Consider the following 24,795-nt stretch of genomic DNA (forward strand, 5'->3'; position numbering starts at 1 on the left):
AAAGTAACATGATTTAAGCCCATACTTATGGTTCTCCTTTGTTAATTTTGGTTTTTGTGGTGAAAAACATATTAACAAATTTCCATTTGTATGGGTGTTTTTATTTTTACTATTTCAAGTTCATTTTACAATCTTCCAAAAGTTCTTTTTGTTCTTCTACGAGTTTGAGCAATTCTTTTTGACCGCCATACTGCGACAATAATTTCGTGTACTGTGAATAAAATGGAGTCATCGGACCTCGTACATTTAATCTCCAATTATATCGGTCAATCGCATCCTGGTTCTTTTTTTCTGTCCAATAAGCAATTTGATCTTTATAATATTTTCTTCCGACATGGGTATCACCGATAGTCGCACCGTCTTCAATCAGAGCATTTTTTTGTAGATTCAGCCAAAGAGCTTGGTCTTGGAGATTTTCAAACATATAGACATCGGCAATTTTACCGTCTGGAAATTTAAACTTTTCGATTTTATAATCGCAATATTCTGACTTAGAAAGATTATTTGGCCTGTCTTGATATATCTTCTGACCTGTTTTTCCAAACATCGATGTAACACAAGCCGACAGCAAAACAGCTGGTAATGCAATCACAAAGCAACACAAAAAATTTTTTAAGTTCTTCATATGGAATCTCCTAACAACCTTCTTTCATTTTTTCAAGTTCATCAGCAATTTCTTTTGCAAGCCTATTGAAGTCTCTCATTATCAATTCGCGAATTTTTCCATTTTCAGTCTTGAATAAATTCTCGAATATAGAAAATTTACCTTCAAATTCGTTAGTCTTGTCCATATCGCGTAGTTTAGCAATAAGTTCAACCACTTCTTTTTGCTCCATAAAAGATTCCTCCTTTTGCGATAATATTTCAATTTTCGTATTAATGAAACATCTGTCGCATTGATTATTTATAGTAACATTAGTTACAAGAATAGTGAAGTATGCGACAAAAGTTTCTATTCTATTGTCAGTTATGTCATTTTGGAAAAAAGTTTGCTACGAATTGGATTTTCAAAATATCTCACGAAAAGAACTTGCTTATAAAATTGATGTTCCTGTTGCTACAATAAACCGTGCCATAGAGCGCAATTCAAATCCATATGCGATTGACGCACTTCGTATTTCAAAAGTTTTAGGGGTCTCTTTAGAATATTTACTGGAAATACCACAATCACAAGACAATGAAGATAATTACTCACAAAATGAAAGTAAACAGTTAGAGTTATATAAGAAATATCATAGGGTTATACATACTTTAGAATCATTATCGTTAAATAAACAAAAAATAGCTTTGAAAATATTTGAGCAATGCGGGGAATTGGGAAAATAATCCAAAAACAGAAAATTGAAAATTCTTCTATTTTCTTATCAAATAAACTGTGCTAAAATATTTAACAAATTAAAATCGTTGATAACAGGAGAAAATCATGAATTTTATTTTCTTGGGACCACCGGGAGCTGGAAAAGGAACTCTCGCAAAGGAAGTTGCAGTTGCATACTCAATTCCACACATCTCAACAGGTGACATTTTCCGCGAGAACATCAAGAACGGCACTGAGCTTGGCAAAAAGGCAAAGGCTATCATTGATGCGGGCGGTCTCGTAAGTGATGAAATCACAATCGGACTTGTAAAAGACCGACTTTCAAAAGATGACACAAAGAACGGCTACATCCTCGACGGATTTCCACGCACAATCCCACAGGCAGAAGCTTTGGCTACATTCGCAAAAATCGATGCAGCTGTAAACTTCGACATTGAAGACAACGCCGTAGTTGAGCGACTTGGCGGCCGAATCTGCTGTAAAGATTGCGGCCAGATGTACCATGTCGTAAACAACAAGCCAAAAACAGAAGGCAAATGCGACAAATGTGGTGGCGAATTGTACACACGCGACGACGACAAGCCTGAGTCAATCAAACATCGTCTTGAAGTTTACCGCGAATCAACAGCACCGCTCATCGACTTCTACAAAGGCAAAGGAAATCTCGTAGACATCGACGCAAAAGGCTCTCCAGACAAAGTTTTGGAAGAGTTCAAGGCAAAATTCCCAAAGAACTAACAAATCATTTGGGGGCGTTGCGGGCACTCCCGCAGATGGGGGTGTGGCGCAACAAAGTGCGGCACAGGGGGAAGGCTTTCCCCCTCATTTTTTTTAATCTTCTGTTTTTTATTTTTATTCCATTTTACTTCAATTTATTTTTCAGTTTACAATTTCCACTTTTCGGGCGATAATATAATAAAAGTATTTACTTCTCAGGAGAATTCTTTATGGCAGGAAAAATCGAGAATAACAGGCCAGTAGACCCGAATGCAAAAGACATTCAAATTCAAACAAAACTTATCGCACTGATTGGAGCTGTAATCGTTTTCAGTTCGGTTGCCGTCGCTGCAATCAGTCTTACAGTCTTTGACAAAAAGCAGGTCAAGGCAACAGAGGAACAACTTGTTCATTCCGCAGACGGTGCTCTTCGGATAATGGACGACTGGATTGTCACTCTCAAGGGATATGCCGCAACTACTGCAGACCGCCATGATGTTCGTGATGCAATTATTGACGATGACATTGATACACTTAAAACAATTATCAATTATTATTCTGGCGAACTTGACTTTAGCTTCATGGCTTTCACAGATGCCAAGGGAAATGTACTCGTTGGTTCTGACCGTGGCCCGAGCAAAGGCAAAGCACTCAACGCAAATTTTGCTATAAATCGTGCAATTAATGGAAATCCAGGCCATGCTTTTGAAACTCTTGGCGATGCCCAGTTCTGTGCCGCTTATGCTTACCCGATTAAAAAGGACGCTCAAGTCATTGGTACGGTAGTATTTGCTTATGATTTAGCTGAAGGTGACTTTGTCGAGCTCATGACCACAGCTTACGATGTTGAATGTACGATTTTCAAGGGAGATTTACGAATTGATTCGTCTCTGGAAGGCGTTACAGGCACAACACTTGGTAACCCGGTGATTTCAGAAAAAGTTTTGGACCAGGGCCAGACATACACAGGCGAAAACCAGATCAAAGGTTCCGAATATTTCTCAATCTATGCGCCGCTCAAAAATGCTAACGGTCAGGTTACAGGCATGCTTTTTATCGCAAAAAGCCTTTCAGATATTGCCGCAATCAGAAACACAACAATTAAAATCGTTGCTCCAATTGCATTAGGCATCGCAGTCGTTCTTATGTTCCTCAGCTATCTCTTCATCCGCTGGCTCATGTGGCGAATCTCAAATGTCACCAAGCAGCTCAAAGAAATGGCAACTGGCGAGGCTGATTTGACGAAGCGAGTCACATTGCGTGTTCTCGATGAAATTGGTGCTCTGGTTATCAATTTCAACGCATTCTGTGACAAACTCCAGCAGATTATCGGCGAAACTAAGAAATCTAAGGATGAACTTGCAAGTTCTGGCGAAAGCATGACTGCCAGCACTCACGATACAGCAAGCGCAATCACCCAGATTATCGCTAATATTGACAGTATTTCCAATCAGATTACCAATCAGAGCAACAGCGTTCAGCAGACAGCAGGTGCGGTTGACGAGATTTCAGCAAACATCGATTCTTTGAATCAGATGATTGAGCATCAGTCTTCGGGCGTAAGCCAGGCTAGTGCGGCTGTCGAGCAGATGATTGGCAACATTTCTTCCGTAAACAATTCCGTCGAAAAAATGGCTTCTTCATTCGAAGAGCTCCAGAGCAATGCAAATACAGGCTTCAAAATGCAGAATGATGTCAACGAGCGTATCTTGCAGATTGAAACCCAGAGCGAAATGCTTCAGGATGCAAACACGGCAATTTCAAGCATCGCAGAGCAGACAAACTTGCTCGCTATGAACGCCGCAATCGAGGCTGCACATGCTGGTGAAGCAGGTAAAGGCTTCGCAGTCGTTGCTGATGAAATCCGTAAACTTTCTGAAACATCTTCTGCTCAGTCAAAGACAATCGGCGAGCAGCTTAACAAAATCAAGGCTCAGATTAACGAGGTTGTTGCGGCTTCTAACGAATCTAGCCGCTCATTCGGTGTCGTATCACAGAAAATCCAGGAAACTGACCAGCTCGTCATGCAGATTAAAGCCGCAATGGAAGAGCAGAATCAGGGTTCACAGCAGATTACTGGCGCACTCAAGACCATGAATGACAGCACCGAGGAAGTCCGTGCGGCATCTGTAGAAATGTCTAACGGAAACAAGATGATTCTTCAGGAAGTTCAGCACCTTCAGGCCGCTACACTTGAAATGAAGGGCAGTATGGATGAAATGTCAAACGGAGCACGCAAAATCAACGAAACTGGAGCTGCTTTGGGCGACATTTCTGGTCAGGTTCAGAATGCTATCGGAAAGATTGGCAGCCAGATTGATTTGTTCAAGGTTTAATGCAATAATTAAATCATGACCCAAAATCGTGAACAAACAATAGTCCGCACAAGTATTCTCGGAATTGCGGCAAATATAGGCCTGGCAAGCTTCAAAGCGCTTGTCGGGCTTCTTTCTAACTCTATCGCAATCATTTTGGATGCGGTAAACAACCTCACCGATGCACTTTCTTCCGTCGTCACAATAATCGGAACAAAACTTGCGAGCAAGCCAGCCGACAAGCAGCACCCGTTCGGGCATGGTCGGGCAGAATATCTTTCTGCGCTCGTGATTTCAATCATCATCATGTATGCGGGTCTCACCGCATTGATTGAGTCAGTCAAGAAAATCATCCAGCCTTCAACACCCGACTACACGATAATATCACTGATTATCGTAGGAACGGCCGTCATTGTAAAAATCCTCCTCGGACTGTTCGTAAAATCTACCGGCAAAAAAGTTAATTCTGATTCACTTGTAGCAAGCGGCCAGGATGCGCTGATGGATTCGATAATTTCTGCATCAACTTTGCTCGCTGCGGCTGTTTTCCTTATTTTCCATATTTCCCTTGAAGCCTATCTTGGTGTGATTATCTCCATTGCAATCATAAAATCCGGATTGGACACCCTGCGTGAAACATTGAGCAAAATTCTTGGAGAGCGAATTGATGCAAATATGGCGCACGCAATCAAAAAAACAGTTCTGAGAGTAGATCCTGAAATTCGCGGAGCTTATGACCTGGTTCTCAACAACTACGGCCCGGACAAGCACCTCGGTTCACTTCATATAGAAGTTCCGGATTTTTGGACAGCAGACAAAATTGATGTCGTCACCAGAAAAATCATGAATGAAGTTTATGCCAAACATAATGTTGTTATGGCAGCAATCGGCATTTACAGCGTTAACACAAAGCATAATTCTGCTGCGGAAATCCGCTCTAAAGTTTCAAAAATCGTACATGAGCACAAAGACATCATCCAAATGCACGGATTTTATATCGATGAAATTGAAAAAATCATGCGTTTTGATATCGTTGTTTCATTTGAATCACCAAACATGAAAGTGATGTACAATCATGTGGTCGATGATGTCCGCGAGGCTTTCCCGGATTACGATATTTCAGTTCAATTTGACTTTGATATAAGCGATTAAAAGCAATTTGTAGCTTGAATAAATCTTACAAATTCTTCATACTTAAATGATGAAAATTCTTTGTGTATGCTTGAGCGCAACAATTCAGCGCACTGTTTTATTTGATTCTTTTGCAGTTGATTGTGTAAACCGTTCCAACAACTGGCGTGAAGATGCCAGCGGAAAGGCTTTGAATGCAGCTAGAGTTCTTAACCAGATTGAGCCAGGGTGCTCAGTTGCGGTCTGCCCTGTCGGAAATTCAAACGCAGAGAGATTCATGCATCTCGCTTCCAACGACACCGATTTATATGTCACACCAATTTATATCGAAGGAAACACTCGCGTTTGCTGGACATTGCTCGACACAAAAAACGGCACAACCACAGAAGTTGTGGCTGACGAAGCACTAAACTCACTCCAGATTGCTGGAGCCGAAGCCGAGCTTAAGCTTCTTGAATTCGTCCGCAAATATATGACATCTTTCGATGCACTTTTGTTCGCTGGCAGCCGTCCACAAAACTGGTCCGCAAACATCTGCGCTCGAATCTGCGAAGTCGCTCACAAAGCAGGAAAACTTGTCCTCGCTGATTTCCGTGGCGATGACTTGCTTGGCACGCTCAAACTCACAACACCACAGATTATCAAAATCAATGAAGAAGAATTCTGTCAGACATTCGGCGGATTGCTTTTGAGCGAAGAAGAGCTTGTTTCTGCAATCTCAAAGAAAAGCCAGGAACTTGATAATATCATCGTAGTCACTCGTGGCAGAAAAGACATCCTTGCTTCAGAAAAAGGCAAAAACTACCGCGTTCCGGCCGAACAAGTAAAAGCCATTAACACAACGGCTTGCGGAGATTCTTTTGCAGCAGGCTTCCTTCACGCTTATCTCCTCGCCAAAAACATCGAGAAGGCTCTTAAAGAAGGAGCACACTGCGCTGCCCTCAATGCACAAACAATCGTTCCAGGCTCTCTCAAGCCAAGCGAAGAATAATCTTAACTAAATCACTAGAAATGCCACACCAGTCCAACGGCAGGAACAAATGTAAATCCTTTGCATTTTCCGTCTTGGACTGTTGTGAGCGTTGCCTTATTGTTCAGTTTGTAGTAAAAATCGTATACAAATTTAGAACCGGCATAAACGCCAAATTTTCTTGAAACATCCACTTCAAAATTCAGCCATCCGCCAATTCCAACAGTATAAACAGATTCTTTAATTATCGTACTTTCATATTTTTGCTTGCTGATGTAGCCATCCAGGTGAAGCCCGACACCAAACGGAAGACTGATTGAATCATTGCGGAACAAGACCGTATAAATTCCTGCTATGATATCAGTTCCAAAAAAGTATTCGTAATCAGAAAGTTTTGTCGTTGTCTGAGTTTTTTCGTCAATAATCAGCGTTTTTGTGTAAGGCATGAAAATGTCGGCATCAAGGAACAGGCCGATTTTCATAGTGTCCTTCATTCTGCGGTAGTTCAAATTGATTCCAATCGCGTCAAGTTTTACGGAATCAGAATTTTCAAGAAAATAATCATTGTTCACAAAAGGAAAAGAAATGCCGAAGCAAAGGTTCTTGCTGTAATAATCGCTTGAAGCACTGGCACAAAACAAAGAGGCAAAAAACAAAAATACAAAAAAGATTTTCTTCATATTAAAAATGTAGTATTATTATAGAAGAAAGTAAAGGGTATAAAATGTCTTTAAATTGCAATGAAATAGATTTAATCCTCTCCGAGCTTGATTTGGCTGGAGGCTTTGTTCAGGAAGTCGTTCAGCCAAATTTCAATTCAGTCGCTATCTACACTTACAAGCCGGGAGTTCCCAAAACAGTTTTTATCTCGCTTGCAGCCGGTGAATGTCGTATCTGTGAGACAAGGCGAAAAATAACCAAAAACGAAAAGCCTCTCCGTTTCAACGAAATGCTCAAATCTAAAATCAAGGGCGCGCGTATTCTCTCGTGCACGCAGATTGAAAAAGAGCGAATAATCAAAATGGAGCTTGAAAAAGCGGGTGCGATTTATGTAATGCCACAGGCCCAGGAACACGCCGCCAAAAAGGCAAAATCCCTTCAGACCGATGATGAAGATGATTTTTTTACTCTTTATATCCGTCTGTGGTCAAACGCTGGCAATATTTTCCTGTGTGACAAAGATGATGTGATTCTTGATTCATTTTACCGCCGCCCAGCAAAAGGCGAAAAAACAGGCGAAAAACTTGAACTGCCGGAGAAAAAATCACTTTCCGAAGATGAACTTCGTGCTCTTAACGAAAAGTTCCAGGTGCGTGAGTTTGCCGAACTTACAGCCGAATACGCGGCCAAAAATCCCGAATACCCCGACCTCACTTTTAACCAGAAAGTCGATTTGTACTATTCTGAAAATGCGGCGGCCACTTCGCTTGAATCACTTTTGGAACAAGCTGAAAAATGGTACGAGTCTCATAGGAGCAAGCTCGCCTCATCACTCGAACGGCTCAAAGAAAAACGCGAAAGTTTCAGAAATGCAGGACAGTACAAACATCAGGGCGATTTAATTCTTGCTTACGGCTATCAGATTGACGGCAAATCAAACTTCCTCGAATGTGAAGATTTTGAGACCGGCAAAAAAATCAGCATCAAGATTGATCCCAAAAAATCCGCACAGGAAAATGCCGCATCATACTACGACACCTACAAAAAACAGACGAGCGGCATGGAAAATCTTGATTTCGACATTGAATCAGCCGAAAAGGAACTCGCCGCGCTCGAAAAACAATACAATGAGATTGTCGCCGAAAAAAATCCTATTAAGCTTGAACAGGTTTTGCGAAAGACACAAAAACCAAAACAGCAGGAAAAGAAATCTCATCCAGGACTGGACTTTTTGATTGACGGCTGGCAAATCATCGTCGGCCGAGACGCCACCGAAAACGACGAATTGCTCCGACACACGGTCAAAGGCGCGGATATGTGGCTCCATGTGCGCGATTATCACGGCGGTTATGTTTTTATCAAGAATAGGCCAGGAAAGACCGTTCCGCTCGAAATTCTGCTTGCGGCAGGAAATTTGGCCGTTTATTTCTCAAAAGCCCGCAAAAATGGAAGCGCAGATTTGTATTATACTCAGGTAAAGCACTTGCGCCGAGCCAAAAATGCACCCAAAGGTACAGTTTTACCCACAAACGAAAAAAATCTCTTTATTAAGCTCGACGATGCGAAGATAAGGAAGATTTTAGCAGGTGTTGCGGACGGCGATTGAGTCCGCAGAGGGGGTAGCGGAAAAGCGGAGCTTTGTAGTCGAGGGGGAGACTTCCCCCTTTAAATTTGCTATAATTCAACCTATGAAAATCGTAGACATTCTGAATCAGAAAAAAGTTTCCCTCTCTTTTGAAGTTTTTCCACCAAAAAAATTAGAAGCACTTGAATCAATCAAAAAAACAGCCGTTGAGCTTACATCTCTCAATCCGGATTTTATCAGCGTTACATTCGGAGCTGGCGGCACAACGCAGGGCTACACAGCCGACATCGCACAGGCAATCGAAAATCAGGGAACAGCAGCACTTGCACATCTTACTTGCGTGCGCTCAACAACCGAAGCCCTCAATCAGATTATCAGCAATCTCAAAGAAAAAAATATCTCCAATGTCCTTGCTCTGCGTGGCGATTTTCCAAAAGATGCCGTAACAGGTGAAAACGTATTTCCATCAGGATTTGTTCATGCTTCTGATTTGGTGGGCTTGCTTAAAAAAGAAGGATTTTGCGTGGGCGGAGCCTGCTACCCGGAAGGACACCCGGAAAGCACGAGCCGTGAAACCGATATCGAAAATCTCAAGCACAAAGTTGATGCGGGCGTAGATTTTCTGACTACACAGATGTTCTTCGATAACGACATGCTTTATTCATTCCTGTACAGGCTCCAGTCAGCAGGAATTCACGTTCCTGTTTTGGCCGGAATCATGCCGATCACAAATGCCAATCAGGTAAGCCGCATGGTCGATTTGTCAAATGCTTATATTCCGCGAAAACTGCTCGCAATCTGCGACAGATTCCGTAACAGCCCGGAAGCCATGATGCAGGCAGGAATCGCTTACGCTACCGACCAGATTATCGACTTGATCTCAAACGGCGTGCGCGGAATCCACATCTACACGATGAACAAACCTGCAATCGCAAAGGCAATCATCAGCAACGTAAACGAGATTATCAAGGCAACAAATAACTAATAAGCAGCGAATACATAAAAAATGCACTTCCCAAAATCGGGAAGTGCATTTTTTATGTACCCTATGGATTGACGCGCTTTTCGAAGAAATGTCGCGCCCGAATCTGGTTTCCCTTGTTTGCGTCAGCAAATCAAGGGTTTAAGCGTTTTTGACGGCAGCAAAGCTGTCCGTCAGAAAACTATTTGTTTGATTTGATTACAGCTTGAGCACCTGCTAATCGGGCAGCTGGTACGCGGAACGGTGAACAAGAAACGTAGTTCAAGCCGAGTTTGTAGCAGAGCTCGATAGAAGCCGGGTCACCACCGTGCTCACCACAGATTCCGAGGTGGAGGTCAGCCTTAACTGCACGTCCCTTCTCTTCTGCCAAGCCAATCATAACTCCTACGCCGTCTTCGTCCAAAGTCTTGAATGGATCCTGGAGGAGAACCTTCTGATCCAAGTAAGAATCGATGAACTTAGAGTAGTCATCACGGCTGAAGCCGAATGTTGTCTGTGTAAGGTCGTTTGTACCGAATGAGAAGAAGTCAGCGTACTCAGCAATCTTGTCAGCTGTAGCAGCAGCGCGTGGGAACTCGATCATAGAACCAATCTGGAACTTGAGTGATGTTCCGAGCTCTTTGTTAACGTTAGCGATAACAGCCTCTGCCTGAGCGCGAATCTGTTTGAGCTCAGCGAATGTTGTTACGTTTGGAATCATGATGCGAACGTCATGTTTGAGACCTTCTTTCTCAGCCTGTGCTGTAGCACGAGCGATAGCCTCAACCTGAGTCTCGTAAATCTCTGGATATGTGATAGCGAGACGGCAACCACGATGACCGAGCATTGGGTTGTGCTCATTGAGCTCAGCATATTTCTTGTTGATTACTTCAACTGCTACGCCGAGTTTTTTAGCGAGAGCAGAAGCAAGCTCTGGAGTCTCAGCCTGTACGAACTCGTTGAGTGGTGGGTCGAGAAGACGGATTGTAACTGCACGACCTTCCATTGTTTTGATGATTCCGTAGAAGTCTTTCTGCTGGAGTGGGAGAATTGCTGCGAGGTTAGCCTTGCGCTCTTCTGTTGTGTCAGAAATGATCATCTTCTGGAATGATGTAAGTTTTGGCTCTTCGAAGAACATGTGCTCTGTACGGCAAAGACCGATACCCGCAGCCCCGAAGCGGAATGCCTGTGGAGCTTCGTTCTGCTCTGCGTTAGCAAGAACATCGAATCCCTTAACTGTTTTTCCAGATGGAGTTGTGCGGCAAGAAGCAGCGCGAACTTCGTCTGCCCAAGAGAGGAATGTCTCGAGGTCGCCAGAAACTGAAGCTGGAGTTACAGGGATAACTTCGCCATATACTTTACCTGTTGAACCATCGATAGAAATGTAGTCACCTTTTTTGAATGCCTTACCACCGATTGTAACAGTATCTTTTCCTGTGAATACAACGTCTGAACAACCACAAACACATGGTGTACCCATACCACGAGCAACAACAGCTGCGTGTGATGTACGTCCACCTGTAGAAGTCAAGATACCCTGAGCAACGTACATTCCGGCGATGTCGTCTGGAGATGTCTCTTTGCGGACGAGGATAACTTTTTTGCCTGCTTTGTCTTCTGCAACAGCTTCGTCAGCAGTGAATACGATTTCACCACATCCAGCTCCTGGAGAAGCGTTGAGTGCAGATGCGAGTGGTTTTGCAGATTTGAGAGCTTTAGCCTCAAACTGTGGGTGCAAGAGCTGATCAAGCTGATCCGGTTTAACGCGGAGAAGAGCCTGCTCTTTTGTGATCATGCCTTCTGCAACCATGTCTACAGCCATCTTAACAGCTGCTGGACCTGTTCGTTTACCGTTGCGGCACTGGAGCATGAAGAGTTTGCCTTCCTGAACTGTGAACTCCATGTCCTGCATATCGTGATAGTGTGCCTCGAGGCGGTCACGGATTGTAGAAATTTCTTTGAAGATTTCTGGCTGCTGTTTTTCTAGAGCAGAGATATCCATTGGAGTGCGGATACCAGCAACAACGTCTTCACCCTGAGCGTTGATGAGGTACTCAGCCATGAAGTGGTTCTCACCAGTTGACGGGTCGCGAGAGAATGCAACACCAGTTCCTGATGTATCGCCCATGTTACCGAATACCATTGCCATAACTGTTACAGCAGTTCCTTTGATAACATTCTCGTCGATGTTGTTGAGCTTGCGGTAGATGATAGCACGCTCGTTCATCCAAGAGCCGAATACAGCGCCGATTGCGCCCCACATCTGAACCTGTGGATCCTGTGGGAAGTCTTCGCCCTTCTCTTTTTTGTACATTGCCTTGTACTTTGTAACGATTTCCTGAAGCTCTTCTGTTGTGAGCTCAGTATCTTCTTTGATACCGCGGTGAGATTTAACCTCAGCGATGATCTCTTCGAATTTGTCGTGATCAACGCCCATAGCAACGTTACCGTACATCTGGATGAAGCGGCGGTAAGCGTCCCATGCGAAACGTGGGTTGTTTGTTTTGTTAGCAAGGCCAACAACTGATTTATCGTTAAGACCGAGGTTGAGGATTGTGTCCATCATACCTGGCATAGACTCTGCGGCACCTGAGCGAACAGAAACCAAAAGTGGGTCATTCTCGTCGCCAAGTTTTTTGCCGAATGATGTTTCGAGCTTATTGAGGTACTCTGCAACTTCCTTATCAAGACCCTCTGGGTACTTTTTACCTAACTTGTAGTATTCCTGACAAACATCAATTGAAATTGTGAATCCAGGTGGAACTGGCAAGCTCAAAGGAGCTTTTGCCATCTGAGCGAGGTTAGCACCTTTGCCACCCAGGATTGGGCGCATTGATTCATCGCCTTCTGCATCGCCGTTACCGAAAAAGTAAACATACTTTGTAGCCATTGTTTTCTCCATTTAGAATTATAAAAATAATTGTAATATAGAAGATAGTAACTTTTATAGAAATTATAGTCAATCATATTTAAGTATTTTTAATAAAAATTTTGTTCGGAATATTACAAATTTTGCCAAATTTTTCTCTTTTATGGCATTTTTTTGCAATTGAAAAGAACTCAGAAATTTGCTAATATAACTGTATTCGACAAAGAGGTCGTAGGTTTTTCGCTAATAGTTTCGGCGCAAAGTCTACGACCTTTTTTATTATGGAGAATTTATGGTTTATACAGAAGAAGAAGTTTTGGATTATGTAAAAGAAGAGGATGTTAAATTCGTGCGGCTTGCGTATTTTGACCTTTCGGGCAAGCAGAAGAATGCAACTATTATGGCAAGCGAGCTTCCACGGGCTTTTGCAGACGGAATTGCTTTCGACGCATCCGCAATCCCTGATTTCGAGGAAGCCAATCATTCTGACTTGTTCTTATATCCTGACGCATCAACACTTTCCGTGCTTCCATGGCGACCAAGCGCAGGCAAAGTAATCCGAATGTTCTGCGATATCAAACATCCAGACGGAACTCCGTACAAAAAGGACTGCCGCTACCTTCTCAAAACCGCCGCTTCAAAAATCAAGGCTGAATGTGGCGTTGACCTTCAATTCGGAACAGAATTTGAATTCTATCTTTTTAAATTGGACGAAAATGGCGAGCCAACAAAAATTCCTTTCGACAAAGCCGGCTACATGGATATCGCACCGGAAGACAAAGGCGAAAATATCCGCCGAAACATCTGCTTCACTTTGGAACAAATGGGCATCACACCAGAATCAAGCCACCACGAGGAAGGTCCAGGCCAGAACGAAGTCGATTTCCGCTACAGTGACTCACTCACTTGTGCCGACAATGCCACCACCTTCAAATGGATTGTCCGAACAAAGGCCAGTGAAAGCGGATTATACGCAGATTTTTCACCAAAACCTCTTCAGAACAAGCCTGGCTGCGGAATGCACATCAATATTTCATGCTCGGATTCTTCAAAAACCGAGAACATTCTGGCAGGAATCCTCAAGCACATCGAAGAAATCACATATTATCTCAATCCTACTGAGAATTCTTACCAGAGGCTCGGCGAGGCAAAAGCTCCAAAGTTCATCTGTTGGGGGCGCGAAAATCGCTCATCACTTCTTCGCATTCCGAGCGACAAAAATCCACGCATTGAAATCCGCTCCCCTGATCCGACATGCAATCCTTACATAGCATTCACACTGCTGATTCATGCGGCAATCGACGGAATCAAAAACAATCTGCGTGCTGGCGAAGCGGCCACAGAAAATCTTTTTGACAAGGAAATCGCCAAAAAAACAAATTACAAGGCCATTCCAGACACGCTCGAAGAAGCAAAGGAAATCGCTGATAAAAGTGAATTTGTAAAAGGAATTTTAGGTTAACTCTAGGCGGGGAACAAAAGTGACAAGTGACACATATTCTGTCCTTCTTGTGACAAAAGACACAAAAATTTCCTCTCTTGTAAGCGTAATGCTCATGCCACCGATGTTCGAGCTTTCGGTCTGTCAGGATTTTAACGAAGCGCGCCGAAAATGTGACGAACGGATTTTCAACATCGTCATCGTTGATTTTGCGGATGGTGAGGGCACGGATTTTGCTGTCGATATTTCTGACTCTTCAAGCACAATCCTGCTGTTTGCGCCGCAGGAACATTTTGACCAAATAAGCTACAAAGTCGAGTCTTACGGAATTCTTACGCTCACCCGCGAATTTGATCAATTTTACTTCTATAATATGATAAAAGTGGCGATTGCGGTTCAGTACAAAGTCCAGGTTCTTTCGAGCAAGGCAACCCAGCTCAAAGAAAAAATGGAAGAAATCCGAATCGTAAACCGCGCAAAAATGCTTTTGATGCAGGTAAAGAGCATGACGGAAGCCGAAGCCCACCGCTACATCGAAAAGGAAGCAATGGACACCGGCGCAAAGAAAATAGCCGTAGCAAACCTAATTATTAATACATTGAGTTAAAGTGCCGCATGGACGCGGCAAAAAAGCAAGTTGTCCGCGAATCGCGAAGCGAGTCGTCACGACATGGATGTCGCCCAACGGCCCCGCTAAAATTTTACAGCGACTGAAATCCCGTCTGCGCGCAACGCTACATTCAAATCATTTTTCGCGTTGAAAGTGTGGAGCCACGGAACCAAGAATCCTACGGCACTTCCGATTGCGGCTCCTGTTAGAACATCCGTCATAAAATGATTTCCGCTCGAAAGCCGCAATGCCGCAACACCACATGCCATCGCATAACTTCCCGCAACGACAGGAATCCTCAAGTTAGAGTCTGGAAAATATTTACAGAAAGTATAGCTTGTGAAAGTCGCGGCCGAAAAAGCCATCGTTGAGTGCCCTGACGGAAATGAATTCGCCCAGTCACCATCATCAACATCTTTTTCAGGGAAAGTGTCCGCATCATAATACATATACGGCCGGGTTCGGTTCACGGCAAGTTTCGTCAGTTCCTTAATTCCGTTTGCGATTAAAAGCGTCTCCGCATACATAACGCCGCAAGTAATCAAATCTTCTTTTTGAGTCTTTGCAAGCACAATCGGAGTTGCAAGAGTGGCCGCCAGCAAAAAATCCGCAGCCCTGTCACGGGATTTTGAATACGAGTGCATGAATTTCCGGTCAAAAGGATTCACATCGTCCTTGTCAAAAATTTCACCATCATATTTCTGGCGGTTCAGTTTGAGAGCATTGTCCAAAATCAAATCTGCTCCAGAAAGAGCAATGCCAGTGCCAAGCAAGGCTGAGTCCGTCACAGGAGAAAGCTTAAAAGCTTGCGCATGGACAGGGAAAAAACTCAGGCTCAGCAAAAACAGGGCAAAAATCTTACTTCGCATCGAAATCAGCACCCGCATCTGAACCAGAATCCCAAATCTTCAAATCTGTTCCGACTTTAATCAAATCATCCTTAGAAAGAACGCTCGTAGGCTCAGTATCAATTGCAATCACATAAGATTTTGTCGAGAACGAAACTTCTTTCTGCTTAGGGTTAAGAAGATACCAGCCCTCGATTCCATTCACAGAAACCGGCTTGTTCGTCTCAGTGATTTCCGTCGTGTTTTTTGCTTCCGTGAAATGAGCGTGGACATTTTTTGCATTGAAATCATAGTCCAAATCATAGAAACCTATGCAGAGCAACGAATTGCTGTCATAGAAATATGATTTTGCAAGGGAATGTCCGACAATTGGAACTGCCCATTCAGCATAGTTTCGATCGCTTGCGTATTCCTCGCCGACTTTTTTGAAATTGAAGATTATGAATTCCCGCTCATCATCAGGATTTTTGTCCGGGAGAACATAGAAAGTTCTTCGCATCTGCGGATAAAGCGACAAAGAGCCGTCATTGAAAGAATCAATCAGAAGATTTATGAATTCTTCCTTGCTGAAATCCCTTGTTTTGATTTTTACGCACATTTTTTCTGAAATATTCGTTCCAGAAAGCACGAGTTCGCCGTCATTTTCATAAAGAACGCAATCAAAAACTCCGTCCGTCGCGCCGAACTGCATGTTCTCAAATTCACCAAGAATATCATCTTCCTTATGCTGGTCGGCATTTGCGAAGAATACGCTCACTTCTTTTCTATATAACTCATCACGGCACTTGGCAAGCAGGGCCGAATGAAGTCCTTCTTCTTCTTCAAGATATGCCCGAAGCTCCGAAGAAAGGTTCGGCTTGTCTCGGACAGCAAGATAATTGTCATAATCAATAATTGTAATTTCCTGAATCGGGAAATCTTTGTTTGCAGGAAATTGCTTTACAAGTTTTGCGATTGACTCCGGCACACAAGTCGGGATTTCATACTGGCCGTTATCAAAGGAAACTGACTCCTGCAAAATGACATCATCGTATTTCTGGAGATTCTCTTTGATTTCGTTATAATCAGAAACCATCGTATCTGGGATTCCTGCATCAGCAAACTGAGAATTCAGCTCCTCGGCTTCATCAAGGCTCGCAAAGGCTCCTACATGGATATTGAATGCAAAAAATTCCTTGTCATCGAAAGTTTTAAGGATGTACGGCTCAAAACCAAGCTCTTTAAGACGGGCACTGTCATTTTCTGCGAACTGCTCATATTTGTAAGAACGCACAATAACTGAATAAGGATTTTTCTCGCTGAGAACGGCTTTTTCATTCGCGCCAAGAGTTTTCGGCTCCTCAACGACAATCACAGGAAGTTCTTCGGCAGGTGCTTCCGGTTCGATAACATCTTCTGGCTCAGGAATTTCTTCGGGGTCTTCGGGCGTTTCAGGCTCTTCTTCAACCGGCAATTCAGGTTCCGGCTGTGGAATTGGAACAATTATCGGCAAGGGAGCAACGCTTTTTGCATCTTCAACAGGGGCAATAGTCTTAACTTCAGGTTCCTGAGGAATTGGAAGCGGTACCGGAACTGGGACAGGAACAGGAGCCGGTTTTGCTTTTGGAACTAGCTTTTCCTCAACGACTTTTTTAGGTGCCGGAGCTGGCGCAACTTTTGCCGGCTGAGGAAGATCTGTTGTGATTTTAACAAGCTGATTTCTAAGAACGATTTTTTCACTTTCGCAAACCCAAAAGTCTTTTAGCCCCAGCTCTTTTGCAAAGGAATAATTTTTGACTTCATCACGGTATTTTCGGGCATCCTGAATTTTTTTGAATTCTTTTGAAAGAAGTACGCGATAAAAACTCTGATTTTTGACCTTGTTTTCGCTGACCAATGCCGCAACACTCTGTTTTTCAAGTTTTTTAATCATAGATTCGGCATTGTCAAGTTTCTTGTAGGAAGCCACACAAACATGATAGCCGTCCGCGAATCCCGCTCCCACAACAAGAATTGCCAGAATAAAAATCGAAAGAAAGAATTTGAAAGATTTTTTCATTATAAGCTCCCGATTTTTATTTTCGGCAGAATTTTATTCGTAAATGAATGTTTCTTTTGGGCCTTCGATTTTGACATTCTCAAATTTTGCGCCTGGTGCATTACGCACGCGGAAACTCTTGACGAAAACCTCCGGCAATCCGTAGAACATATCGCTTTCCATCGGCGATCGTTCTGAGCTTTCATCCGTAGAGAATTCACAGTCGCGGATTTCAAGGTTATCGATTGGCATTTCAGGCAATCCGACGATGAAACCGGCACTTGCCTTGCAGTTTTTGCCTTTGCAGCCGATGATTTTTACATCATGGATGCGAGGTGTCTCGCTGGTAACAGGCTGTTTTTCGAGGCTGAACAAAGGAGAATTGACATCATTGATTCCGCATTTGTAGTACATGTTCATTGCAATCGGGCAAAGAGTGTCATTCATCACGAGATTTTTGAGAGTGATGTCGCACAAGTCACCGCCACGACCGCGACGGCTCTTGATTCGGATTCCACGGTCAGTTCCGCTCAAATCGCAGTTTTCAGCAAGAACATGCTGGATTCCGGCAGCAGTTTCAGAACCAAAAACAATTCCACCATGAGCAAAACGAACGGTGCAGTCTTTGATTGTGACATTTGAGGTCGGTTTGTTCACGCAGATTCCATCAGGACCTGAGCCGGATTTGAGGCAGATTCCATCATCGCCGACAGAAACGAAGCAGTTCAGGACCTTGACATTTGTACACGAGTCAATGTCAATTCCATCTGTATTAGGTGCGGAATAAGGGTTCTCAATTCTGAGGTCCTTCAGCGTCAAATCATCACTATAAAGAGGATGGACAGTCCAGAATGGAGAATTTTTCAGCTGGATTCCCTCAAAAACGACATGCTGGCAGTTCATAAATTCAACGAGGCAAGGTCTGAGGAACTGGGTTTCGCGACCGCCTCCACCTCCGGCCTGATTTTCAAAACCAGGGTTTAATTTTGCAAGCGCCAGTTCATAAGTCGCCATCGGTTTTGACTGGCCGACAGCTTTTTTTGCCTTAACGATTCCCCACCAGTCATTTCCGTTTCCGTTGATTGTACCTTTTCCTGTGATTGTAACATTCTTGCAGTCTGAGGCACGGAGCAAAGCGTGCATCGCATAGCACTCAACGCCTTCCCACCGGGTGTATGCCGGCGGATAAACAGATGGATCCGAAATAAAAGAAAGTTCTGCCCCTTCTTTAAGTTCCAATGTTGCGTTATCAACTAAATCTATAGGACCTGTGAGCCAGACTCCTTCACCGACAACAAGTTTTCCACCACCATTTTTTGCGAGTTCGTCAAAAGCAGCCTTGAAAGCCTTTGTATTGTCAAATTTTCCGTTATTCTTCGCACCAAAATCTTTGATATTGATTTCCGTCATAAAAGCCCCGCTTGAGATTTTCTATTGTCTCTATTTTACAAGGGATTTTTATGTTCACAAGAAAGCATTATGATGTGATTTTGTATTTTTGCGATTAAAATAGCGTGCTCAGCAAGTTGATTTTGTCTTCTTCCGTCATCGTATAACCGTGTTTTTCCTGTAAAGCACCGTCATACGCGGAAATAGAACCGTCGGAATGGACAATCTTCGTGCCAAACTGCCGCCAGCCGACCAAAGCCGTTCCCTTCTTCGGGTAAACAGCGCGTGTGCCGTCTTCGTCAGTCCAAAGAGCTTTGTCGTAAAGCTCGGAGATTTTGCAGTCAATCAGCGCGATTGAATCCCATCTGTCAACGCTTGCAGGCTTGCCTGTTCCCTGTGAGCGACCGATGAAAATCTGAGCATTTTTACCCCTGTCCTCGGCGGTAAATTCACAATTGATGAAAACAAAGCCCGGTCTTCCATTCAAAGCACGGCTCTGCAGGACATAGGCAGGCCTGTCACTTCCGCGATTATCCGTCCGAGTGTGAATCCTGCAATTCTCAAAAACAGCCGTATCGCAATAGCCCCAGATAAAATCGACATCGCCTGTGACAAAACAGTTTTTGAAGCGGGAAAATCCTTTGACATGTATCGTGTCCTGTCGGCTCACAAAACTCATTCCTTCGCAGAACAATTTTCCGCCGGGACAATGGAAGCAGATTGCCTCAGCCTGATTCCCCAAAGAAGCATCATCGCAGCTTTTGACATGAGTATTCTCAATCGTAAAATTTTTGAGCGTAACGGAAGTGCATTTTTCGCCAAAAGTAATGACAGCCCGATTTTCAGTGTCCTTGTGGAAAGCCTCGCAATTTTCTGAACGGAGCGCACATTTTGAAGATTCCCCGGACTCACTCTCAATTACAAGTGGATTTGGCAAATCATAAAAAAGCCGCTCATGCTCCAATCCATGATGCTCGCCGTCTGAAAGAAGAATGTGAATTTCCTCGTCAGCTGAACCGACTGTTTCCGCAACCTGAGAAAAAATTTGTGCGAGAGAATCGCTTGTTGAAAGTTTGTATGTCATTTTTGTTCCCTAATTTCCAAAATTTTCAAAAAATTGCCTCATTATAATAAAATTTTTCATTTTGTGCTGATTCCGTGCTCATTTTTTTGCCTTTATGTGCTGATTTTGTACGGCAGATAGAGTAGAATCTGTATAAATAAAAATTTTTGAGGAATCCTTCAAAAAGTTAAATGTGAACCAAACACGGCAAGCTAATGCATGTGTCGGAGAGATTAAGTTTCCCCCGGAATCTCGCAATGAGGTTTCGGGATTTTTTTTGCTTAGTTCAGGATTTTGCGTTCAAGGAAGCCCGCCGCCTCTTCCGCCCAAGTATACTGACTCATGAACTCACCGGCAAAATTTTTTACAGCATTGGAATCGCCCGCCAGAAAATCATAATAATCACATTTTATCGCTTCAGGATTTATACGGAAATTATTGTACTCCGTGATGAAGAATTGCTGAATCTCAAGCTCGGCAAGGCTGTGCTTTATGTCAACGATGAGATTTCTCAAGCTCGCACCATAACGCGCCGAATCAGCATAATCGCCCCAGAGCACGGAAATCAATTCCTTTGTCCGCACCGAGCTTCCGTTTTTATAAATAAGATATGCGACAAGCTCCGTTGATTTAGTTCTTGAAAATTTAATCACTTTGTTTTCATAAAGAAGCGTGAAATTTCCGAATGTCTTGGCCTCAAGGTTTTTCTTTTGCTTTTTGAGCATCAATATGAATTTATTTTCAGCCCGTCTTTTATAAAGCGAAAGAGAGAACATCGTAATCACAGCAAGAATAGAATCAATCAAGCCGGTGAGAGAAAAATTTTTGTAAATTCCCGGTACAAGAACCGCAAACCATGCCAGAAGACAGAACAAAAAAAGAAACGGGGAAAACGAAAATGCACACACCGCTATTACACCTGTAATGCAGTATGTGATAAAACCGTTAAAAGGCTGTCCAAGAATGTAAAAATTATAAACGCCAGCCCCGATTCCCAGGCAAAAATCAAGATAAAAAGGAAAAGTTTTCCATATATAAGCCTTTTCCCTTGCAACATTCTTTGTTTTGTATGCAATCACAAAAGCTAAAAGACTTACCGCCATAAACAGGGCAAAATAAATGCGGTAAGGGAAAGGTTCTACTTCGTGTATGGCATTATGTACGACCAAACCAAAGATTCCAAACACGAAGAGAATTGTGCTCATAAACAGAGTGTGTATTCGATTTGTTTCCGCCGCATCAGCCAAGTCCAAAGGAGAAATCGAATATAAACTGAGGCAGCGGCTTATTAATTTTTTGAACATCAGTTCATTTTCCGCTTAGAATTAAATTTTTGCCAGCTCAACAATCCACTTGGCTGTAGCTTCAATTCCGGCACTGGTACTGTTAATCATCATATCGTAATTCTTGCGGTCTCCCCAGATATTTTCAGTAAATGTATTGTAATGACAGGCCCTGCGCTTGTCTATTTGTATAATTGTTTTTTTGGCACAAGATTCAGTTTCTTTGTAGATTTCTTCGATTCTCTTGATTTTCGCCTCGATGTCCGCGTAGATGAACACATTGAGCAAGTCCTTGTTGTCGATTTGGTCAGAGGTCGAAAGAATATAATCAGCACAACGGCCGACGATTACACATGGTTCTTTTGTGAGCCCCAGAATGATTTTGCGCTCAGCATTGAAAATCTGGTCTGCGAGAGGAAGCGTGCCCTGTCCAACAGGCTGCCCCATGCCAGCAGCACTTGTTCCGGCATAACTTGTTCCCAAAAGAAGATTGTAAAGCCAGCCGGAAGAAAGATTCTGCTCCGTTTTTTTGATGAATTCTGCTGAAAGACCGCTTTCTTCGGCAGCCATATCGATGATTTCCTTGTCATAAAAAGCATAGCCCAGCTGCTCAGCAACCATTTTGCCAATAAGACGGCCGCCAGAACCATATTCACGGCTGATAGTAATATATTTTTTCATAATTTGCCTCCTTTTTAGCTAAAAAAATCCTTGTGGAATTTTTTCCGAATGTATTATATCATATAAAATTGAAAAAACGAGGAAAAAAATGACCGGATACGAAAAAATTGCGGTTCTTCTCACAGAACTTGGCTCCGAAGCGAGCGAAAAGATTCTTTCTATTTTAAAGTTGTCTCCTGCCGAAATGAATAAAATCAGCAAAAACATTCTTTCCCTCGGTGCTTACAATCCGCGAAATCTATTCCATGTCCAGCGCGAAACGGCCGTTCTTGAAGAAGTAAAAAGATTTGGTGAACTGCGCGGAATTTACCGTGAAGTCGCTCCGAAAAACGGCGGATTCCTCATGGTTGACGATAAAATCGAAGCTCTCAAAAACGAAATTCCAAAAACCCCGGAAGATGTCGCAAATGTTCTCCGGGGTTGGCTCGACAAATAAATTATTTCTTCAAAACCCGGCTAGAGTTTGCGACGGCGAGCAAGCAAACACCGACATCACCGAAGACTGCAAGCCACATGTTTCCGATTCCGACTGCACCCAAAATCATGATTGCGACTTTTACTCCGATTGAGACATAAATGTTCTGCCAGACAGCGTTCATCGTGCGGCGGGAAATTTTGATTGCATCGATTAAGCGGCTTGGTTTGTCGTCCATGATTACGACATCGGCGGCTTCGATTGCGGCATCGCTTCCGAGTGCGCCCATTGCGATTCCGGCGTCGGCACGGGCGAGAACAGGGCTGTCGTTGATTCCGTCTCCAACGAAGATGAGCGGGGATTGGCCGGCATTTTTTGAGCCAGACTGATTCATCAAATCTTCGACTTTCTGGACTTTGTTTTCCGGGAGCAAATCGGCGTAAACTTCATCGATTCCAAGATTTTCTGCCACGACCTGGGCTGTTGCCTGCGTATCGCCGGTGAGCATGACAGTCTTTTTGATTCCGAGTTTTTTGAGATTCTGAATCGCTGTGCGTGAATCATCTTTTTCCTGGTCAGAAATCACGATATTTCCTGCGTAGACTCCATCGACTGCCACATGAACAATTGTTCCGACTAACTTTCGGTCGTTTGTATTTTCTTCAAAGCCACTTACATTCTTTTCTTTCATGAGCTTGGCATTTCCGGCAAGAACGATTTTTCCTTCGACTACCGCTCGTATGCCAAATCCGCTGATTTCTTCTGGTTCCAGGATTTTAAGTGCATCGCAAAGAACACAATGATGGGCTTTTTTGAGCGATTTTGAAATCGGGTGATTTGAATAGCTTTCAGCATGTGTTGCGATTGCAAGCAAAGTATCGTTCGTAAATCCATTGACCGGGTTCACCTGTGCAACATCGAAAATACCTTTGGTGAGCGTGCCAGTTTTATCGAATACGGCAATTTTTGCCTTTGAAAGAACTTCAACGAAATTCGAACCTTTGATAAGAACGCCTGAGCTTGAGGCTGCTCCAATTCCACAGAAGAATGCGAGCGGAACGGAAATTACGAGCGCGCAAGGACAAGAAACAACAAGGAAAGTGAGTGCGCGGTAAATCCAGACAGACCAGCCGTATTTTTCAAAAACTTCTGGCGCAAAGAACTGCAATGCGAGCGGTGGAAGGACTGCAACTGCAAGGGCTGCGATACAGACAATCGGTGTGTAAACTCGTGCGAATCGTGCAATGAACTTTTCGCTCTTTGCTTTGACTTCGCTTGCTTCTTGAGTGAGATTGAGGATTCGGGTAACAGCACTTTCTCCGTAAGATTTTGTAACGCGGATTTTGAGAAGACCCGACTGATTTACAAATCCTGCGAGAACTTCTGAATCAACTGAAACTTCGCGAGGAACGCTTTCGCCTGTAAGAGCAGATGTGTCCGCAAATGATTTTCCTTCTATTATTATGCCATCAAGCGGAACCCGCTCGCCTGGCTTCACTTCAATAATTTCGCCAATCTCAACTTCTTCTGGAGAGACAACAATTTTTTTTCCGTCGCGGATAACAGTGGCTGTGTCCGGACGAATGTCCATGAGCGCGGAAATTGAATTTCGGGAACGGTCAACGGCATAATCCTGAACGAATTCACCGAGATTGTAAAAAAGCATTACGGCAACAGCTTCGGCATATTCGCCAACAAAAATTGCTCCGACCGAAGCAACAGTCATCAAAAACTGCTCGCCGAAAACATTTCCTTTGTGAATCGATCGGATTGCTCCTTTAACGACATCGCGGCCACAAATAAGGAAAGCCGCAAGATAAAGAATGCCGTAAATCAACCGCGGAAAATCACCTGAATAAGAAAAGTTTTTGCTCAAAGATAACATGAGAGGAGAATCTGCCGCAAAAATCGGCAGGTGCTCAATCAAAAGAGCTGCCGCAAAAATCACGAAAGAAAGCAGGATTTTTCTGAGCGGAGTTTCTTCCTCATGCTCGTCGTGGCAATGACATTCTCCATGCTCCTCATGCCCTTCATGCTCATGATGATGTTCGTGGTCGTGACCGCAATGCCCGCAGTCACAGTGAATATGTCCTCCAAGATGATTGTGCTCATGTGTATGTTCCATGAAAATCTCCTTATCACTAACACTTGAACAAGTGTTCATATATAAACAGTATATCCGTTTCCAAAAATTGTCAAGAAGCATAACTGTCAGAATCAAAAGAAGTTTTTTCGTAATATTTACAGCACATTAAGACAAACATTTTTCTTTTATTAAGGATATTTCTTTAGAAATCAGATAAGAAAATTATATTAGACTTTTTCCACTTTCCTTAAATTTTTTTTAAAATTTTCTTACGAATTTTCCCCGAAAATCAAATTTCCATGTTATAATTATCCTAATGTTAGGCAAGTTTAGCAGGAAAAATTTACATATTTTCTCAAAACCTATTGACACTCTGTTAGCAGCTGCTAAAATTCGCACAGCAAATGGCGTTGATGTCATGCTTGTGGCAGACCTT

General features: G+C 43.2%; 21 protein-coding genes. 10 read left to right on the plus strand and 11 right to left on the minus strand.

The features are described 5' to 3' along the window. Positions 1-109: 109 nt before the first annotated feature. On the minus strand, positions 110-625 hold the full coding sequence (locus IJJ71_RS00485; protein WP_296844682.1) for a hypothetical protein: 516 nt from the start codon (positions 623-625) through the stop codon (positions 110-112). Positions 626-635: 10 nt separating this feature from the next. After that, positions 636-836, minus strand: coding sequence for a hypothetical protein (locus tag IJJ71_RS00490; RefSeq protein ID WP_296844683.1), 201 nt, complete (start codon positions 834-836; stop codon positions 636-638). 133 nt (positions 837-969) lie between these two features. On the opposite strand from IJJ71_RS00490, the gene IJJ71_RS00495 reads away from it, so the two are divergent. The 5 genes from IJJ71_RS00495 (at position 970) to IJJ71_RS00515 (ending at position 6,472) form a co-directional block, all read left to right on the plus strand. Next, positions 970-1,326, plus strand: coding sequence for a helix-turn-helix domain-containing protein (locus tag IJJ71_RS00495; protein WP_296844684.1), 357 nt, complete (start codon positions 970-972; stop codon positions 1,324-1,326). A gap of 97 nt (positions 1,327-1,423) precedes the next feature. Next, the gene (locus IJJ71_RS00500) at positions 1,424-2,056 is read left to right on the plus strand and encodes an adenylate kinase (RefSeq protein ID WP_296844685.1); all 633 of its coding nucleotides are present in this window, start codon (positions 1,424-1,426) and stop codon (positions 2,054-2,056) included. A 209-nt stretch (positions 2,057-2,265) separates the two neighbouring features. After that, entirely contained in the window at positions 2,266-4,371 is a 2,106-nt protein-coding gene (locus IJJ71_RS00505) for a methyl-accepting chemotaxis protein (protein WP_296844686.1), read from the plus strand. Between the two features lie 15 nt (positions 4,372-4,386). Beyond that, a complete protein-coding gene (locus IJJ71_RS00510; protein ID WP_296844687.1) occupies positions 4,387-5,502 on the plus strand; it encodes a cation diffusion facilitator family transporter in 1,116 nt (371 codons plus the stop codon). 49 nt (positions 5,503-5,551) lie between these two features. After that, complete coding sequence (locus tag IJJ71_RS00515; RefSeq protein WP_296844688.1) at positions 5,552-6,472, plus strand: 1-phosphofructokinase family hexose kinase; 921 nt, start codon at positions 5,552-5,554, stop codon at positions 6,470-6,472. 14 nt (positions 6,473-6,486) lie between these two features. Here the strand turns inward: IJJ71_RS00515 and IJJ71_RS00520 are convergent, their stop codons facing one another. After that, positions 6,487-7,131, minus strand: coding sequence for a hypothetical protein (locus IJJ71_RS00520; RefSeq protein WP_296844689.1), 645 nt, complete (start codon positions 7,129-7,131; stop codon positions 6,487-6,489). A gap of 44 nt (positions 7,132-7,175) precedes the next feature. On the opposite strand from IJJ71_RS00520, the gene IJJ71_RS00525 reads away from it, so the two are divergent. Together IJJ71_RS00525 and metF are read left to right on the plus strand one after the other, a co-directional pair. After that, entirely contained in the window at positions 7,176-8,717 is a 1,542-nt protein-coding gene (locus tag IJJ71_RS00525; protein ID WP_296844690.1) for an NFACT family protein, read from the plus strand. Between the two features lie 82 nt (positions 8,718-8,799). Then, positions 8,800-9,681: a methylenetetrahydrofolate reductase [NAD(P)H] gene (metF, locus tag IJJ71_RS00530; RefSeq protein WP_296844691.1), complete on the plus strand. Its 882-nt coding sequence runs from the start codon at positions 8,800-8,802 to the stop codon at positions 9,679-9,681. 178 nt (positions 9,682-9,859) lie between these two features. Here metF and ppdK read toward each other — a convergent pair whose 3' ends face one another. Further along, complete coding sequence (gene ppdK / locus IJJ71_RS00535) at positions 9,860-12,547, minus strand: pyruvate, phosphate dikinase (RefSeq protein WP_296844692.1); 2,688 nt, start codon at positions 12,545-12,547, stop codon at positions 9,860-9,862. Positions 12,548-12,818: 271 nt separating this feature from the next. Between ppdK and IJJ71_RS00540 the strand changes: the two genes are divergently transcribed. Together IJJ71_RS00540 and IJJ71_RS00545 are read left to right on the plus strand one after the other, a co-directional pair. Continuing rightward, on the plus strand, positions 12,819-13,988 hold the full coding sequence (locus IJJ71_RS00540; protein WP_296844693.1) for a glutamine synthetase family protein: 1,170 nt from the start codon (positions 12,819-12,821) through the stop codon (positions 13,986-13,988). A gap of 19 nt (positions 13,989-14,007) precedes the next feature. Next, entirely contained in the window at positions 14,008-14,574 is a 567-nt protein-coding gene (locus IJJ71_RS00545) for an ANTAR domain-containing response regulator (protein WP_296844694.1), read from the plus strand. 86 nt (positions 14,575-14,660) lie between these two features. Here IJJ71_RS00545 and IJJ71_RS00550 read toward each other — a convergent pair whose 3' ends face one another. From IJJ71_RS00550 to IJJ71_RS00575, 6 genes are all read right to left on the minus strand, one after another. Next, on the minus strand, positions 14,661-15,446 hold the full coding sequence (locus IJJ71_RS00550; RefSeq protein WP_296844695.1) for a phosphatase PAP2 family protein: 786 nt from the start codon (positions 15,444-15,446) through the stop codon (positions 14,661-14,663). After that, a complete protein-coding gene (locus tag IJJ71_RS00555) occupies positions 15,436-17,463 on the minus strand; it encodes an SPOR domain-containing protein (RefSeq protein WP_296844696.1) in 2,028 nt (675 codons plus the stop codon). Before IJJ71_RS00555 ends, IJJ71_RS00550 begins: the two co-directional genes overlap by 11 nt. A gap of 33 nt (positions 17,464-17,496) precedes the next feature. Continuing rightward, entirely contained in the window at positions 17,497-18,852 is a 1,356-nt protein-coding gene (locus IJJ71_RS00560; RefSeq protein WP_296844697.1) for a glycoside hydrolase family 28 protein, read from the minus strand. Between the two features lie 94 nt (positions 18,853-18,946). Continuing rightward, a complete protein-coding gene (locus IJJ71_RS00565; protein ID WP_296844698.1) occupies positions 18,947-19,915 on the minus strand; it encodes a pectinesterase family protein in 969 nt (322 codons plus the stop codon). Positions 19,916-20,175: 260 nt separating this feature from the next. Beyond that, positions 20,176-21,099, minus strand: coding sequence for an AfsR/SARP family transcriptional regulator (locus IJJ71_RS00570; RefSeq protein WP_296844699.1), 924 nt, complete (start codon positions 21,097-21,099; stop codon positions 20,176-20,178). Positions 21,100-21,219: 120 nt separating this feature from the next. Then, positions 21,220-21,858: a cytidylate kinase-like family protein gene (locus IJJ71_RS00575; RefSeq protein WP_296844700.1), complete on the minus strand. Its 639-nt coding sequence runs from the start codon at positions 21,856-21,858 to the stop codon at positions 21,220-21,222. 88 nt (positions 21,859-21,946) lie between these two features. On the opposite strand from IJJ71_RS00575, the gene IJJ71_RS00580 reads away from it, so the two are divergent. Next, entirely contained in the window at positions 21,947-22,294 is a 348-nt protein-coding gene (locus tag IJJ71_RS00580; protein WP_296844701.1) for a magnesium and cobalt transport protein CorA, read from the plus strand. A 1-nt stretch (position 22,295) separates the two neighbouring features. On the opposite strand, the gene IJJ71_RS00585 is transcribed toward IJJ71_RS00580, so the two are convergent. Continuing rightward, complete coding sequence (locus IJJ71_RS00585) at positions 22,296-24,398, minus strand: heavy metal translocating P-type ATPase (RefSeq protein WP_296844702.1); 2,103 nt, start codon at positions 24,396-24,398, stop codon at positions 22,296-22,298. Positions 24,399-24,795: the final 397 nt, after the last annotated feature.

Source organism: Treponema sp., assembly GCF_017430385.1.
Lineage (GTDB): Bacteria > Spirochaetota > Spirochaetia > Treponematales > Treponemataceae > Treponema_D.

What these genes read in the sequence shown, in the direction of transcription:
- IJJ71_RS00485 (WP_296844682.1), bottom strand. Translation starts at nt 625, where the DNA reads ATGAAGAACTTAAAAAATTTTTTGTGTTGCTTTGTGATTGCATTACCA.
- IJJ71_RS00490 (WP_296844683.1), bottom strand. Translation starts at nt 836, where the DNA reads ATGGAGCAAAAAGAAGTGGTTGAACTTATTGCTAAACTACGCGATATG.
- IJJ71_RS00495 (WP_296844684.1), top strand. Translation starts at nt 970, where the DNA reads ATGTCATTTTGGAAAAAAGTTTGCTACGAATTGGATTTTCAAAATATC.
- IJJ71_RS00500 (WP_296844685.1), top strand. Translation starts at nt 1,424, where the DNA reads ATGAATTTTATTTTCTTGGGACCACCGGGAGCTGGAAAAGGAACTCTC.
- IJJ71_RS00505 (WP_296844686.1), top strand. Translation starts at nt 2,266, where the DNA reads ATGGCAGGAAAAATCGAGAATAACAGGCCAGTAGACCCGAATGCAAAA.
- IJJ71_RS00510 (WP_296844687.1), top strand. Translation starts at nt 4,387, where the DNA reads ATGACCCAAAATCGTGAACAAACAATAGTCCGCACAAGTATTCTCGGA.
- IJJ71_RS00515 (WP_296844688.1), top strand. Translation starts at nt 5,552, where the DNA reads ATGAAAATTCTTTGTGTATGCTTGAGCGCAACAATTCAGCGCACTGTT.
- IJJ71_RS00520 (WP_296844689.1), bottom strand. Translation starts at nt 7,131, where the DNA reads ATGAAGAAAATCTTTTTTGTATTTTTGTTTTTTGCCTCTTTGTTTTGT.
- IJJ71_RS00525 (WP_296844690.1), top strand. Translation starts at nt 7,176, where the DNA reads ATGTCTTTAAATTGCAATGAAATAGATTTAATCCTCTCCGAGCTTGAT.
- metF (WP_296844691.1), top strand. Translation starts at nt 8,800, where the DNA reads ATGAAAATCGTAGACATTCTGAATCAGAAAAAAGTTTCCCTCTCTTTT.
- ppdK (WP_296844692.1), bottom strand. Translation starts at nt 12,547, where the DNA reads ATGGCTACAAAGTATGTTTACTTTTTCGGTAACGGCGATGCAGAAGGC.
- IJJ71_RS00540 (WP_296844693.1), top strand. Translation starts at nt 12,819, where the DNA reads ATGGTTTATACAGAAGAAGAAGTTTTGGATTATGTAAAAGAAGAGGAT.
- IJJ71_RS00550 (WP_296844695.1), bottom strand. Translation starts at nt 15,446, where the DNA reads ATGCGAAGTAAGATTTTTGCCCTGTTTTTGCTGAGCCTGAGTTTTTTC.
- IJJ71_RS00555 (WP_296844696.1), bottom strand. Translation starts at nt 17,463, where the DNA reads ATGAAAAAATCTTTCAAATTCTTTCTTTCGATTTTTATTCTGGCAATT.
- IJJ71_RS00560 (WP_296844697.1), bottom strand. Translation starts at nt 18,852, where the DNA reads ATGACGGAAATCAATATCAAAGATTTTGGTGCGAAGAATAACGGAAAA.
- IJJ71_RS00565 (WP_296844698.1), bottom strand. Translation starts at nt 19,915, where the DNA reads ATGACATACAAACTTTCAACAAGCGATTCTCTCGCACAAATTTTTTCT.
- IJJ71_RS00570 (WP_296844699.1), bottom strand. Translation starts at nt 21,099, where the DNA reads ATGAGCACAATTCTCTTCGTGTTTGGAATCTTTGGTTTGGTCGTACAT.
- IJJ71_RS00575 (WP_296844700.1), bottom strand. Translation starts at nt 21,858, where the DNA reads ATGAAAAAATATATTACTATCAGCCGTGAATATGGTTCTGGCGGCCGT.
- IJJ71_RS00580 (WP_296844701.1), top strand. Translation starts at nt 21,947, where the DNA reads ATGACCGGATACGAAAAAATTGCGGTTCTTCTCACAGAACTTGGCTCC.
- IJJ71_RS00585 (WP_296844702.1), bottom strand. Translation starts at nt 24,398, where the DNA reads ATGGAACATACACATGAGCACAATCATCTTGGAGGACATATTCACTGT.